Origin of the sequence: Nakamurella aerolata (assembly GCF_013002705.1) — a bacterium.
In the GTDB taxonomy this organism is placed as follows: Bacteria; Actinomycetota; Actinomycetes; order Mycobacteriales; family Nakamurellaceae; genus Nakamurella; species Nakamurella aerolata.
The window spans coordinates 234,648-248,287 of sequence record NZ_JABEND010000007.1 but is presented as its reverse complement, the minus strand read 5'-3'; the positions used below and the strand labels follow the sequence as shown (position 1 = coordinate 248,287).

Below are 13,640 nucleotides of genomic sequence, written 5' to 3'. Positions count from 1 at the left end.
CAACCCAGACCAGCATCTGACAACCATCAGACAAGCATCAGACAAGTTCGAAACAACCGAGAGGTACCCGTCATGAGCGACCAAGCAGCCGCAGTGGGACTTCGTGCAGTCTTGCCGCTGCACGCTGCATTCGGTCTGAACCTGCTGGGTAACGCCGTCGGTACCTGCGGTCTTCCGGTGGTGGCTCTGGCAGTCACCAACAACATTGCGGCCGCCGGCGTGGCGGTGGCCGCCGCGGTGATCGGGGCGACGATCTCCGGCTTGCTGTCCGGCCCGATCATCGACCGGGTGGGGGCCAGGATTGCCTGGCTGTGCTCGATCACCGCCGGTTCGCTACTGGCGCTGCTGACCTGCGTGCTCTGGCTTGCTGACTCGCTGACGTCCGCCGCGTTCATCGGCCTGTGCGGACTGCGTGCTCTCGCCGAGGAGCCCGGTCGACTGGCCACCTATGGCTGGATGCCCGAACTCGCTCGCCGAGGTGGCATGCGGTTGGAGCGGGCCAACGCCGTTGTCCGGATGCTCAATTCCGTTGCGCAGATTGCAGGTCCTGCGGTGTCCGGGCTGATCCTGATCGGCTGGCACCCGATTGCCACGGTCGCGGTGGACGCCGGGCTCGGGTTTCTGGCCGCCGCGATCATCGTGGCAAGTGGCAGGGCAAAGGCGCCGGCGCCGGCATTGCGTGATGCCCGGTCGCAACCCCGGCAGGCCCAGTCGTATCGCCGCACGTTCCGGTCCGCGCTGTCGGTGCTGGCCAGAGACCCCCTGCTGATCAGCATGACGGTGGCGATGACGGTGTTCGGTGCGCTGGACACCAGCCTGGCGACGGTGGGACTCACCTCCTACAGCGCGGAGGTGCTCGGCCAGGTCAACTGGTACAGCGCGCTGCTGTTCGCCTTCGGAATCGGTGGCATCCTCGGCGTAGCCGGGTTCGGGGTGATCGGCCATCGGCTACCGCGCCGCGCTGCCTTCCTCGGCGGCTACATCGGGGTTGCCGCGCTGAGCGGGCTGCTGGCCTGGGGAGTGCCCTTCGGCGTGGCGTTCGTGTTAGTCCTGCTGGTCGGGATGCTGACCAGCCCGATCGACCTGATCTACTTGATCAGTCTCCAGGAACGGGTGCCACCCGCGCTGTTGAACTCCGTGACCGGGGTGGCCACCACCATCGCGTCGGCGCCGAGCCCGCTGTTGATCCCGATCGTCGCCACCATGCTCGCCGAGGCCGGCCCCAAGGCGACCTTCGCCGTGCTCGGACTGATCTACCTGATCACCCTGTCGATCTGCTGGATTCTGCCCGCCATGCGCACGCCGGAGAACGCGATCCCTGCTGCCAGGGCGTCCGGTAGGCCGGCGACGCAGGGTCAGCCAAAACCCGTTCAGCCGCAGGGATCCGATGCTGATGCGAGCGAACTCGCCACTCGTGGATCAACGCCCACCCCGGCACCGGCACCAACACCGACAACAGAAGTGAGGGGTGAGTCCGGATGAGCAGCCAGGCCGTCCCCGTCGATCCGGCAACCAATACCCGCGTTGACCACGTCGGCAGCGCCGAGAACACAGAGAGTGCCGAGAGCGCCCGCTCAGGTGCCCGGACTGGTTCGCACCCCGGCACCGGTTCAGGTGACGCCTTCTATTTTCCTGGACTGGTCCCGGTGCGCTTCGAAACTCTTGAACCCTTCCTGCGGGCTGACCCACACATCCGGGATCTGCTGCCAACTGTCGACCGCGTTCTTGGTTATCCGTTGCTGGAGCGCGCGGCCGACGCCGAGATCTACGACTGGGAGGTGTTCGAGGCAGTCCACGTGGTCGTGGGTCTTGCGTTGGCACGTGGCCTGACCTCGCGGTCGGCCGTTCGGCCGGAACTGGTTGGTGGACAAAGCTTCGGCGCCGTCACCGCCGCCATTCACGCCGGCGCTCTCGACCTCGCCGACGGCATGAGGTTGATCGCCGCGAGTACCGAGGTGGAGGTCGACTACTTCGCCGGGCTGGATCGACAGGTCGGAACGCTGTTCTTCTACCGGCTCGCCACCCACCAGGTCGATCAACTGGTCGCCGCTGCGCGTGCGGCCGGCCATCAGCTGGAGATCAGCGTCTATCTCGACAACCTGGTCCATGCCGTGTGTGGACCGTTGGACGAGCTGAACATCTTCGCGGACCAGGTCCGTCACCATGGCGGGCATGTCTTCTACCTGATGAACCGTGCCGAACACTGTGGTTCCCTCGCCGAACTGCGACACCGGCTGGAAATCGAGGTGTACCAACACTTCCGGTGGAACGACCCGACCGTACCGGCCATCTCCGACGTCGACGGGTCAACGCTGACCACCGGCGCGCAGATCAGCGCGGATCTGACCAAGGGCTGGGTCACGCCGGTCCGCTGGTCTTTGGTCGCCGACAGTCTGATTGCCAGCGGGGTCCAGCGGATCTTCGTGATCGGGCCGCCATCCATGTTCACCCGACTGGTCGGGCGCAGTGTGCCCACCGTCGAGGTATCTCCCCGCCAACCCGGCCCTGTGCCGACTTCTGGAGGTTCACGATGAACGAGTCTCATTCAGGTGCGTCGTTCGACGGTTGCTGGTCGGCGGTCGCACAGTTCTTGCGCGCAGCGCACGTCAGCGACGTCTTCGGCCTGCCCTCCGACGACCTGACCGCCCTCGCTGAGCTGAGCAGCGCGGGCGTCCGGATGGTGGTCTGCCGCGACCAGCGCAATGCGATGCACATGGCCACCGGTTATGCCCAACGGCTGGGCAAGCCGGCGGTGTGCATCGTCGGCAAGGGGCCGGCTGTCAGCAACCTCGTCACCGGTCTGCTGGAGGCCGCCACCTCGCGCACCCCGGTGCTGGTGCTCGCGGTTTCCACCCCTCCCGACCGGCAACACGCCGGCGCTTTCCAAGACTGCGACCAGCTCGCGATGGTGCGCGCAACCGTGAAGCGGGCGCTCCGTGTCGACGATGCCGGCCGGGTGCCTGCTGTACTCCAGCAGGCGTGGTCGGCGGCCTCCAGTGGGGCTCCAGGCCCGGTGTTCGTCGAGTTCGGTGAACAGCTGCTGAGCGCAGCGATCCCGCCTCCAGTGAGCTGGGCGATCGGTCCGGAACGGACCGAAGGCTTTGTGCCGCCGGCTGATTCGGCGGCCCTTGCCCTGCTGGGTCAGGCCAGCCGGCCGCTCATCGTCGTCGGTGGGGGAGCCCGCAGGGCAGACGCCGGTGCCGCGGTTCTCGAGCTTGCCGAGATGATCGGCGCCGGCATCGTGTGCACGGCCTCCGGCCGAGGCGCTGTCGACGAAACGCACACTCAGTTCCTCGGTCTCGTCGGCCTGTACGGACGACCGGTGGTGACCGAGCTGCTGGCCAGCACTGACCTGGTGATCAGCATCGGGTCGCGGTTGGAGGAAACCGCCACCGTCGGTTGGCCGGTCCCGGCCTCGACCCCGGTGATCCAAGTCAACATCGCAGCTGACGACTGCCTGCATGAGTTTTGCGGTCCGGTGGTCGAGGGCGATGCCGGAGCCGTGATCGGAGCCTGGACCAGGGAACTCAAGGTGGGTGATCCGGGTGGCCGGCTTGATCCCGGCTGGACCGCTGGTATCGCCAACTGCCGATCACTGCTCTTCGAGGAGTCGGCCACCACGGTGTGGGAGCAACAGCGCGAACCGGGGATCAAGATCGCGGAACTGTTGTGGGCGCTGCGATCCGCGACGAGTACCGACATCACCCTGGTCCAGGAAAACGGCTTGCTGGACATGTGGACCTACTTCTTCCCGTACTTCCTGGCGAGCCAGGGCGATCGGGTTGTCGCGCCGTCGGAGCAGACCGCGCTCGGCTTCGGCGCGGCAGCAGCGGTGGGGGCCGGTGTGGCAGCCCCCGATGTGCCGGTGGTCGCGGTGGTCGGCGACGGCGCCTTCACCATGTTCGCGGCCGACTTGCCGACGGCAGCCGAGAACCGTGCAGGCGTCGTATATCTGGTGCTGTGCAACGGCGGATACGGCTGGTTGCAGGCCGAGGCGGATGCCCACGGCACCGATGACTACCGGTTCGCCGATCCGCAACGGCCGTTGCCGCTGATCAGCGCTGCGGGCGTGAGCACGGTGACCGTCCTGGACAAGAACAAGATGCTCGACCAGCTGACCACCGCCATCGACCTGGCCGCTGAAGGCGAGGTGGTGGTGGCGCTGGTGCCCACCGACCTGGCGGACATGCCGCCGGGAATTGCGGATTTCGTCAACGGCACGGAGCGGGTTGCCCAGACGGTAGCCCAGACCCCGCCGAAGGAGTGAATCGACCATGTTGCAAGCAATTCGTGAGCGCCGGAACCGAGTGCTGGTGACCGGAGTGGGTGCAGTGACTCCACTGGCGCCGACGGCTGAGGAGAGCTGGTCGCAACTGCTGCTCGGGCAGAGCGGCATCGGACCGATCACTTCCTTCGATGTATCGGACCTGCCCACCAAGATCGGCGGCGAGATCCGCAGGTTCGAGATCTCGGACTACCTGCCGCGCAACGTTTCCCGGCGAATGGACAGCTATGCGCAGTATGCGGTTGCCGCCGCGGCCCAGGCGGTCGAGTCGGCGAAGCTGCAGGTGGAAACCACTGACTCGACCCGGGTCGGGGTGGTGATCGGTACCGGCTACGGCCCGGTGCGCAGCAACCATGAGGTGGCCGCGATCCTGCAAGAGAAGGGCCCTCGCGGAATCAGTCCGCTGTCGCAGGTGATGGGCGCCCATGACAGTGCCGCGGGTGAGGTCAGCCTGCTGTTCGGCGCCAAGGGGCCGACCCGCGCCATCTCGACCGCCTGCGCCACCGGTACCGACGCCATCGGTGAGGCAGCCAGGTTGATCCAGCTCGGGGTCTGTGACGTCGTCATCGCCGGTGGTGCCGATAATTGTTTGACCAGAGTCGATTTCGCCGGTACCGGGAAGGCCGGTGCCCTCTCCACCCGGAACGACCATCCGGAACTTGCGTCCCGTCCCTTCGATGCGGCTCGCGACGGTTTCGTGATGAGCGCAGGCGCCGGGGTAGTGGTGTTGGAAAGCGCCGACCATGCCATCGAACGGGGAGCCAGTGGCCTTGCCGAGTTCGCGGGCTACGCCGCAACGTCCGACGCACACCACTGGACGGCGCCACATCCGCAGGCCGAAGGAGCGCGCCGCGCCATGGTGCAAGCTCTTGCCGACGCGGAGCTGCAGCCAACTGAGCTCGATTACGTGAATGCCCACGGCACCAGCACCAGCATCGGTGACGAACGCGAGCTGTGGGCGATCCGGCAGGTACTGGGTGAGCACGCCGAGCGCGTCCCGATCAGCGCGACCAAGTCCATGACCGGCCACATGATCGGTGCGTCCGGAGCGGTGGAGTTGATCTCGTGTGTGCTGGCCATCAGGGACGGCATCGTCCCACCGACGGTCAACCTCATCGACCCGATCGATTCGGCGCTGAATCTGGTCCCGCAGGTAGCGCAGAAGCTGCGGGTGTCGACCGCGATGAGCAACTCCTTCGGATTCGGCGGGCACAATGCTGTCGCCGTGCTGAAGCGGTGGTCGTGGTGACGACGACGGAGCCACGGGTAGCGCCGACGCCGGCGCTGTCGGCGCCCAGCGGATTGTTGACCGGCAAACGCCTTTTGGTCACCGGACTGCTGACCGAGTCGTCCATCGGCTACGCGGTTGCGGCTGCCGCGCAGCGGGCGGGCGCCTCGGTGCTGGTGAGCGGCTTCGGTCGGATGCGTCTGGTCGAGCGTGTTGCAGCGCGACTGCCGTATCCGGCGCCGGTGCTGGAGCTGGATGTGACAGCGCAGAGTCAGCTGGACGACCTGGCCGAGCGGGTGCGTGCCCACGTCGATGGTCTCGACGGCGTCGTGCACTCGGTCGCCTACGCCCCAGCGGCCTGCTTCCAAGGCTTCCAGCACGCACCGTGGCCCGATGTCGCTGCGGCGCTGCAGGTGTCGGCCTACTCGCTGCCCGCACTGGTCCGCTCGGTCCGGGGACTGCTGGGCCGGGGAAGTTCAGTGGTCGGGCTCGACTTCGACGCCAGGGTGACGTGGCAGCACTACGACTGGATGGGGGTGGCGAAAGCCGCGCTGGAGTCGGCGAGCCGTTACCTTGCCCGTGATCTCGGACCGAGTGGCATCAGGGTGAACCTGGTCGCATCGGGGCCGTTGCGGTCGTTGGCGGCCCGTTCCATTCCCGACTTCGACTCTCTCGGCGCAGCCTGGGACGCCAGGGCTCCGCTGGGCTGGGACGACAACGATCCGCAGGCGGTGGCGACCACCGTCTGCGCGCTGTTGTCCGACTGGCTGCCGGCCACGACCGGATCGGTGGTGTGGGCCGACGGCGGTGTGCACTCGACCGGCCAGTGAGCACCGAAACGCCGTGCCCAGTCGCACAGCGATTGAGACGCAACGAAAGTGGTTCCGACGATGCCGGGATCGCCGATCCGAAGCGAGTCCGTTGGGCGTGACAGGAGCGGGGAGCGGCGAATGCCGGGAGCCGCCATCCGCAGAACCTGACCCGGTAGGTGGCAACTATGACCGAGCGAGGTAAGCCGAAGATGACAACTTCCACATCGAAGCCGGCGCCGACCGAATCCGGTGAGTCCCGTGCCGCCGAATCCCCTGCGGGCCAAAGGATCAGCCCCCCCGGCGAAGAGCGACGGACTGGCTCGCCGAGTTCGCTGCCCGCTCGATTGACCTGGCCGGCCGGGTTGCTGCGCGGTCCGGCCGATCTGCTGGACTTCCTGCTGCCGTTGTGGGTTGGGACCCAATGGGGTCTGTCTCCCGCGCTGGTGGGGCTGTTGATGGCCGCCGAGGCGACCACCTCGTTGATCGGCCGTCCGCTGGCCGGCATGCTCGTCGACCGTGGCCGCCCAGCCACGGTGGCGGCCACCGGCGCGGCACTGTATGCACTCTCCTTCGCCGGCTATGCCCTGACTCCGCATCCGGCCGGCCTTTTCGCCGCCGCTGCGGTGGGCGGAGTTGGCGGTGCCCTGGCGTGGGTCGCTCTGCGGGCCATGGTCGCGGCCAGTGCCGAAGAGCGGGGGCGTGCCTTCAGCGAGCTGGTGTCGGTGGAGGGCACCGGGACCTGGATCGCGTTCGTCGCAGGTCTTTCCGTTCTGCAGCAGGTGGACTACCGCGGAGTGTTCGCGGGCTGCGCCGCAGCCTGTGCCGTTGGCGCGATGTTGCTGGCCAGGTCGGGAGGTCGGGCGGGTTCGATGCCGGTGTCTGGCGGGCAGCAACGTGTCGTTCTCAGCGCAGCGGTGCGGAAGCTCCGGCCGCTGCTTGGTGTTGTCGTCGTCACCGCAGCCGCCGAGGCCGGTGTCGGGTTGTTGATGCTGTTGCACCTGCAGCGCGGTTTCGGGCTCGATGTCGGAGCGATCGCGGCGGCGTTCCTACCCGGCTTCGTGGTTTACACCTTTGCCCCGCCGTATCTGAACCGGGGCGTGCAGCGATTCGGCCGGGTTCCTGTGCTCACGGCCGCGCTGGCCTGCTCGGCAATCTTCGCCGCCGGACTCGCATTCGCGCCCAATCCCTGGGTGATCTCGGCGATGTGGATCATGGCCGCATTCGCTTGGGCCGCAGCGCTTCCGATCCAGCAGGCGGTGGTAGCGGAAGCCGCCCCGACCATGCCCGGCAAGGCGATGGCGCTGTACGAGACCGCGGCGTTGGTTGGTGTGCTGATCGGCTCCGGTGTTCTTGGCGCGCTGTACGGCCTGCGCCACGGGTGGGTGATCGGTTGTGTTTTCATCGCGGCCGGCCTGCTGATCGCCACCGTGCTGGCGCCCGCCGCGCTGAAGCGGACCGGCCATGCCAATGGCCGCGGCGTCGGCGCGGTGAGTGACCGCCCGGATCCGGCGCGAACGGCACCGGCTGGTTCGACCGGGTCGGCGGCCCCAACGGAGCCCCGCGGGCTGAGCGCCCCGGGTGAACCCGCGGGATCCTGGGAATCGCACGATGAGACGGTGTCACCCGACGTGCAGCTGGGGGCGGCCGGGGCGGTCTCCGGTCAACAAGAGCGGGTACCCGAGAAGGGCGCTCGATTCGATGCCAGCAACTATCTGTTCCACGTGGCGGTATGGCTGATCGCCCAGGTCGGCCTTGGCATTGCGGGATATTCCTGGCCACTCGAGGCCCTGTTCGGCGGCCCGCACGACGCGAACTGGCTGTGGAACGACAGCGGACACTGGCTGCTCAACGTTGACCGCATTTGGACGGCCGTGCTTGTCCTCGACACGCTCTACACGCTGACCCGTTGGGCGCTGAGCAGGATGCGTCGACATCGCGACGGCCGGCGCGCGGGTTGAGGTGCCCGATGGCGGAAATGCGTCAGAAGGCTGGCATGCGTGACGACCCGATGGTCCGCTGGAGTCAGCAAGCGGCACCACAGGTTTCAGCATCACAAGTTCAACACTACGAGAAGGGAAGCGATTCAGATGTCGAAGAACAGTGGTCACCTGGTGATCGGCGGGGTCATGCTTGCGCTGGGAACCGTGCTGGCCTTGACCACCAAAAATGTTGAGACACCGATCGTTTCGCTGGACAAGGTCGGCATCGTGCTGATCGTGCTCGGCGCGATCGAGGTGCTGTGGACGCTGAAGGTGATGCTGTTCCCGTCACCCAACTCGCGCAGCCAGCAGTAGCCCTCCGGGTCGGGTGACAGCCCGCCGCGAACCAGTTGGCCTGCCACGCGGAGCCCCCAGCGCCACCGCCGCGACACCCCAGCACCGCGGCGCTATGGCGGGCCGGCCGGGTTGAAACCCGGAGAGTTCAGCCCGGGTACTGCGCTGGGTCGTTGCCGTGCAGCACCAGTTCGCGCCAGCTGGCGCGGAACTCGCCGGCGGCGGGGTCGACCGTCACCAGCATCAGATGCGGGGTGGACACCATCCGCAGCTGTGCGGTGAACACACCGTCCGACCAACCGCCGGCCGACATCATGGTGGTGTCCGAGCCAAAGACGTTGGGCCACTTGCCCTCAGCCCAGGTTCGGCTGCCGACCGGCAACTCCACCATGCCGGATTCGGTGGTCAGTCGCAGGAGATAACCACCGGCTTCGCGGACTACCTGGGCGGCACGCAGAGTGCTGGGCAGCGACGGGGACACCACCGGGACACCGTCCTTGACGGTAAGGCCTTCGTCGCCGCTCGCCGGTCCGGCGTCAGCCATCGACCCATCGCCGGACGCGGCTCTGGGGATCCGCTCGGTGTCTGCGGCGGACCCGTCGTCCGGCGGGGTCGGCAGGGCAGCCGCTGAGAGACGTTGGGCGAGAACGGCTTCGGCCGCCTCGCTCGGCTCAAAGGTCGACCTGGGTTCGTGCAGTGCTGGCAGCAGGTGCCGCCACGCGAGTTCCAGCACCGCCTGCATGTCGACGGTGCAACCGGTCAGCACCAGCACCGCCCGTTGCTCCGGCAGCACGGCGCAGAACTGGCCGTAGGCGCCGTCGCCCCGGTACCCGTGCCTGGCCCGCCAGAACTGGAATCCGTAGCCCTGCGACCAGTCCGGCGCCTGCAGTGGCCCGTCCGGCCGGCGATGCTGCTGGTCGCTCGGCACCTGCGCGGCGGTGGCCGCCGCCACCCACTCGGCCGACACCAACTGCTGCCCGGCGGCCCGGCCGCCGTCGAGGTACAACTGGCCGAATGCCGCAAGGGCTTCGGTGGTCAGATGCAGGCCGGAGTAGCCGATCTCGATGTCGTCCTGCCGGAGCCAGGGTCCCGGCTCGATGCCGAGCGGCTCAAACAGTCGCGGCCGCAGATAGTCGGTGAGCGACTGGCCGGTGGCCTGCTGGACGGCCCTGCCGGCGGCATAGGTGGCGAGTTGGTTGTAGGTGAAGACGCTGCCGGGATCGGCCTCCGGCGGCAGCGAAAGGAAGGCGGCCATCTCGTCCGACGCCGCGCCACTGGCTCGCAACTGGCTGACCGCGAAGACCGGATCGTCGTAGTGGCCGGTCGTCATGGTGAGGGCATGCCGCAGCGTGATAGCCGCGGTGCGCGGATCGACCGGGTCCGGTGCTTGCTCGGGGAACAGCTCAACCAGGGTGTCGTCCAGCGAGAGCAGACCGTCGGCGATCGCCTGCCCGACCGCGGTCGAGGAGAAGCTCTTGCTCAACGAGTACAACAGCTGCGCGCGATCGGCCGTGTACGGCGCCCACCAGCCCTCGGCCACCACGCTGCCGTTGCGGACCAGCATCAGGCTGTGCAGCTCGATGCCGGCCGTCCCGATCGCGTCGAGGAAGTCGAGCACCCCGGCAGCGTTGACGCCCTGCAGCTGTGGCGCGCTCCTTGGCAGGGCATGGCCCGGGGCCATCCCGGACGGCTGGGCCGGGCCACCCACCTCCGCGGTGTCGACGGCATCGGCGGCCGCGGGTAAAGCGCTTTGCGTCATGGGGCGAGCCTACGACCTCGCTGCGGCCGGGGTGCACTCGCGGGACAGGCCGCGATGGCAAGCCCCGGCGAGCGCCTCGAACAACACTCAGGAAACGCCGAGCAGATCGATGACGAAGATCAGCGTCTTGCCCGAGAGTCGGTGCCCGGCACCGGCTTCGCCGTAGGCCAGCGCGGGCGGGATGGTCAGCTTGCGGCGGCCGCCGACCCGCATGCCAGGAATCCCTTCCTGCCAGCCGGCGATCAGGCCCTGCAGCGGGAACTCGATGGTCTGGCCGCGGTTCCAGGAGGAATCGAACTCCTCGCCGGTGTCGTACTCGACGCCGACGTAGTGCACCTCGACGTTGGCGCCGGGCTGGGCCTCCGCGCCCTCGCCGACGACGATGTCTTCGATTTGCAGGTCGGTCGGCGCTGGTCCCTGCGGGAAGTCGATCTCGGGCTTGCTGAGCTGGGGATCGGTCATGGCGTCCATCCAACAACATGATCGTTCGGTTGTCGCATCCAACCCGACCACGCACCCGGACCGGGCCACCAGGACGGGACTGCGCGGTCACCCGCCGCCCGAGGCCGGGTGTGTCAAACGCCGGCTGCCAGATGCCAGAGACAGCGCCGCCACCCGGCTTGGGTGCGGCCCGGAACCCGCGCCGGTCTAGGGTGGGCGAGTGGGACGGCTGATCGTCATCGAGGGGCTGGACGGCTCCGGCAAGAACACGCTCGCGGCTCGGCTGCAGCACCAGGTGACGGCCGATGGCGGCCGAATGCACCGCATCGACTTCCCGAGATATCAGGCCAGCATCTACGCAGAGTTGGTGCGCGACATGCTGTACGGCCGTCTCGGGGATGTGTCGGAATCGGTGTACGGCGGTGCCCTGCTGTTCGCCCTCGACCGCCGCGATGCCGCCGATGACATCCGGAAAGCATTGCGGGACAACGATATTGTCCTGCTGGATCGGTACGTCAGCTCCAACGCCGCCTACGGTGCGGCGCGGCTGGGCGGACCGGCCGAGTCGGGGGAGGCGATCGACTTCCCGGCATGGATACAGCGGCTCGAGATCGACCGGTTCGGCCTGCCGGTGCCGGATCGGCAGGTGCTGCTCGGCACCCCGGTGGAACTCGCGCAGCAGCGGGCCAGAAGCCGCGCCGACGCCGATGCGCAGCGGCAGCTTGATCGATTCGAATCCGATCAACAGCTGCAACGGCGGACCGCCGCGATGTACGCCGAACTGGCTGCGCAGCAGTATCTTTCACCCTGGGTGGTGCTGGACGGCAGCACCGACCGTGCCCCCGCTGCGGACGCAGCTGACTCCCGCTCCGCCGCTGACGCCGACGCCGCTGGCTCAGATTCCGCCGCTGGCTCTGATTCCGCCGCTGTGGCGGACACTGCCGCGCAACTACGCCGGCTGCTGTCCTGACGCGGCTCGGTTCCGCCCACCGGCGAACGTCCTGCCGTCTGCGGCCGACGCCCAGCCGCCCAGCCGCCCAGCCGCACAGACGCCCGGCCGCCGCGACGCGCAGACGCGCAGACGCCGCGAGCGAGCTGAGCCGGTGCGGTTCAGGCCGCGGCGGCCGCGAGCGTCGGCCCGAGGTTCTCCTTGCGGATCCGCAGGTCGACGTAGGCCAGCGCGATCACCGACGCCAGCCAGGTGGTGGTCACCGTGGCGAGCAGCGCCGACAAGATCTGCATCACCCACCAACCGCCACCGCTGGCGATGTCCAGGCCCATGCCGCCGGCCAGTATGCCGAGGACGAACCCGACCGCCATCAGGATGCCGACCATGGCAGCGAGCATTCCGAACAACCGGCCGCGTTCGCCCTGGGTCAGCCGGACGCTGCGGTTCAGTGCCACCGGGATCGAGGCCCGTTCCAGCACCAGCACCGATGGTGCGGCCAGCCAGATCAGGAAGATCAGCACGCCGGGAACGATCAGCACCAGCAGCCCGAGTGACACCGCCACCGCGATGATCAGCGCGAGGCCGAGCAGCGGCAGCAGCACCGGCCGGATCCGCCCGCGCAGCTCCGCGACGCTGGTCGGGCGCCCCAGTACGTCCTGGGCGCAGTACACCGTCGCCACGGCGGTGATCACCACACTGGCCAGCAGCGAGATCAACAGGTCGACCAGCAGCGGCACCCACACCGCCGCCGTCAACCGCACCTGCCCGGTCTCCAGCATCCGGTTCAGTTGGGCGTCGAAGTCGACGTTGACGGTGGCCAGCCGAGTCACGATGCCGAGGGCCGAGAACACCAGGGACACGATCGCCAGCACCGGGTAGTGCCGGCGCACCACCGCCAGCCCACCGGTCAACAACTCCCCGATTCCCAGCGGCCGTAGCGGGACGATGCCCGGCTGCGCCGGGGCGCCGGGGCGCCGGCCGCCGAACCGATCCGGGTAGGGCGGGTACCGCGGATCGGAAGGCGGGGTGCTCATCCGGCCATCGTCCCACGCGGTCACGACGGACCCGGTCGGCGTCCGGCTGGAATCGGCGGGCTCCGGCAACGCCAGCGCAATCGGCGGGCTCCCGCAACGACGAGGGCACCGGGAAAGCGCGAACGCCAGCGAGGTCCACCGCCGGTCAGCTGCGGGATGCCACCATGGAGGGATGAGACCAAGGGTTCTGGTTGTTGACGACGATCCCGCGCTGGCCGAGATGCTCACCATCGTGCTGCGTGGCGAGGGCTTCGACGCCGTTGTGGTGCGCGACGGTGCCCGCGCTGTTGATGCCTTCCACGACACCAACCCTGACCTGATCCTGCTCGACCTGATGCTGCCCGGCGTCTCCGGCCTGGACATCTGCAAGGAGATCCGGCAGGAGTCGGGCGTTCCGATCATCATGCTGACCGCCAAGACCGACACCGTCGACGTGGTGCTCGGGCTGGAGTCCGGGGCGGACGACTACGTGATGAAGCCGTTCAAACCCAAGGAGCTGACGGCCAGGATCCGGGCACGGTTGCGACGCAGCGACGCCGGCGCGGCCGAACGACTGCAGGTGGCCGACGTCGAGATCGACGTCCCGGGCCATCAGGTGACCAGGGGTGGCGAGCCGATCCCGTTGACCCCGTTGGAGTTCGACCTGCTGGTCGCGCTGGCCCGCAAGCCGCGCCAGGTGTTCACCAGGGAGGTGCTGCTCGAGCAGGTCTGGGGGTATCGGCACGCCGCCGACACCCGGCTGGTGAACGTGCACGTCCAGCGGCTGCGCAGCAAGATCGAGAAGGATCCGGAACGGCCGGAGGTCGTCGTCACGGTGCGTGGGGTGGGCTACAAGGCCGGGGTGTCATGACCGGAGCGG

12 protein-coding genes are annotated in these 13,640 nt (G+C 68.2%); 9 read left to right on the top strand and 3 right to left on the bottom strand.

Going from position 1 to position 13,640, the window contains the following annotated elements:
• Nucleotides 1-72 precede the first annotated feature (72 nt).
• The 7 genes from HKD39_RS13400 to HKD39_RS13370 all read left to right on the top strand — a co-directional run bounded on the left by HKD39_RS13400 (nucleotide 73) and on the right by HKD39_RS13370 (nucleotide 8,619).
• A complete protein-coding gene (locus HKD39_RS13400; RefSeq protein ID WP_171200373.1) occupies nucleotides 73-1,482 on the top strand; it encodes an MFS transporter in 1,410 nt (469 codons plus the stop codon).
• Nucleotides 1,479-2,534 (top strand): ACP S-malonyltransferase, encoded by a 1,056-nt coding sequence (locus HKD39_RS13395; protein ID WP_171200372.1) that lies wholly within the window; start codon nucleotides 1,479-1,481, stop codon nucleotides 2,532-2,534. Before HKD39_RS13400 ends, HKD39_RS13395 begins: the two co-directional genes overlap by 4 nt.
• On the top strand, nucleotides 2,531-4,267 hold the full coding sequence (locus tag HKD39_RS13390; protein ID WP_171200371.1) for a thiamine pyrophosphate-binding protein: 1,737 nt from the start codon (nucleotides 2,531-2,533) through the stop codon (nucleotides 4,265-4,267). Before HKD39_RS13395 ends, HKD39_RS13390 begins: the two co-directional genes overlap by 4 nt.
• Nucleotides 4,268-4,274: 7 nt before the next feature.
• On the top strand, nucleotides 4,275-5,534 hold the full coding sequence (gene fabF / locus HKD39_RS13385) for a beta-ketoacyl-ACP synthase II (RefSeq protein ID WP_171200370.1): 1,260 nt from the start codon (nucleotides 4,275-4,277) through the stop codon (nucleotides 5,532-5,534).
• Entirely contained in the window at nucleotides 5,531-6,343 is an 813-nt protein-coding gene (gene fabI, locus HKD39_RS13380; protein WP_343074709.1) for an enoyl-ACP reductase FabI, read from the top strand. The genes fabF and fabI overlap by 4 nt, the downstream gene beginning before the upstream one ends.
• Before the next feature lie 326 nt (nucleotides 6,344-6,669).
• The gene (locus HKD39_RS13375; RefSeq protein WP_212754521.1) at nucleotides 6,670-8,283 is read left to right on the top strand and encodes an MFS transporter; all 1,614 of its coding nucleotides are present in this window, start codon (nucleotides 6,670-6,672) and stop codon (nucleotides 8,281-8,283) included.
• 129 nt (nucleotides 8,284-8,412) lie between these two features.
• Nucleotides 8,413-8,619 carry a DUF5708 family protein gene (locus HKD39_RS13370; protein ID WP_171200368.1) on the top strand — a complete coding sequence of 69 codons (207 nt, stop codon included), beginning with the start codon at nucleotides 8,413-8,415 and terminating at the stop codon, nucleotides 8,617-8,619.
• A 127-nt stretch (nucleotides 8,620-8,746) separates the two neighbouring features.
• Here the strand turns inward: HKD39_RS13370 and HKD39_RS13365 are convergent, their stop codons facing one another.
• Entirely contained in the window at nucleotides 8,747-10,357 is a 1,611-nt protein-coding gene (locus tag HKD39_RS13365; protein WP_171200367.1) for a serine hydrolase domain-containing protein, read from the bottom strand.
• Between the two features lie 87 nt (nucleotides 10,358-10,444).
• Nucleotides 10,445-10,819 (bottom strand): FKBP-type peptidyl-prolyl cis-trans isomerase, encoded by a 375-nt coding sequence (locus tag HKD39_RS13360; RefSeq protein WP_171200366.1) that lies wholly within the window; start codon nucleotides 10,817-10,819, stop codon nucleotides 10,445-10,447.
• A 199-nt stretch (nucleotides 10,820-11,018) separates the two neighbouring features.
• Between HKD39_RS13360 and HKD39_RS13355 the strand changes: the two genes are divergently transcribed.
• Nucleotides 11,019-11,768 carry a dTMP kinase gene (locus HKD39_RS13355; protein ID WP_171200365.1) on the top strand — a complete coding sequence of 250 codons (750 nt, stop codon included), beginning with the start codon at nucleotides 11,019-11,021 and terminating at the stop codon, nucleotides 11,766-11,768.
• Nucleotides 11,769-11,908: 140 nt separating this feature from the next.
• Here HKD39_RS13355 and HKD39_RS13350 read toward each other — a convergent pair whose 3' ends face one another.
• Complete coding sequence (locus HKD39_RS13350; RefSeq protein ID WP_171200364.1) at nucleotides 11,909-12,781, bottom strand: hypothetical protein; 873 nt, start codon at nucleotides 12,779-12,781, stop codon at nucleotides 11,909-11,911.
• Nucleotides 12,782-12,953: 172 nt separating this feature from the next.
• On the opposite strand from HKD39_RS13350, the gene mtrA reads away from it, so the two are divergent.
• Nucleotides 12,954-13,631: an MtrAB system response regulator MtrA gene (gene mtrA / locus HKD39_RS13345; protein WP_171200363.1), complete on the top strand. Its 678-nt coding sequence runs from the start codon at nucleotides 12,954-12,956 to the stop codon at nucleotides 13,629-13,631.
• The last annotated feature ends 9 nt before the right edge of the window (nucleotides 13,632-13,640 follow it).

Bases quoted from the DNA above. Each gene is read 5' to 3' on its own strand.
- HKD39_RS13400 (WP_171200373.1), top strand. From the start codon at position 73: ATGAGCGACCAAGCAGCCGCAGTGGGACTTCGTGCAGTCTTGCCGCTG.
- HKD39_RS13395 (WP_171200372.1), top strand. From the start codon at position 1,479: ATGAGCAGCCAGGCCGTCCCCGTCGATCCGGCAACCAATACCCGCGTT.
- HKD39_RS13390 (WP_171200371.1), top strand. From the start codon at position 2,531: ATGAACGAGTCTCATTCAGGTGCGTCGTTCGACGGTTGCTGGTCGGCG.
- fabF (WP_171200370.1), top strand. From the start codon at position 4,275: ATGTTGCAAGCAATTCGTGAGCGCCGGAACCGAGTGCTGGTGACCGGA.
- HKD39_RS13370 (WP_171200368.1), top strand. From the start codon at position 8,413: ATGTCGAAGAACAGTGGTCACCTGGTGATCGGCGGGGTCATGCTTGCG.
- HKD39_RS13365 (WP_171200367.1), bottom strand. From the start codon at position 10,357: ATGACGCAAAGCGCTTTACCCGCGGCCGCCGATGCCGTCGACACCGCG.
- HKD39_RS13360 (WP_171200366.1), bottom strand. From the start codon at position 10,819: ATGACCGATCCCCAGCTCAGCAAGCCCGAGATCGACTTCCCGCAGGGA.
- HKD39_RS13350 (WP_171200364.1), bottom strand. From the start codon at position 12,781: ATGAGCACCCCGCCTTCCGATCCGCGGTACCCGCCCTACCCGGATCGG.
- mtrA (WP_171200363.1), top strand. From the start codon at position 12,954: ATGAGACCAAGGGTTCTGGTTGTTGACGACGATCCCGCGCTGGCCGAG.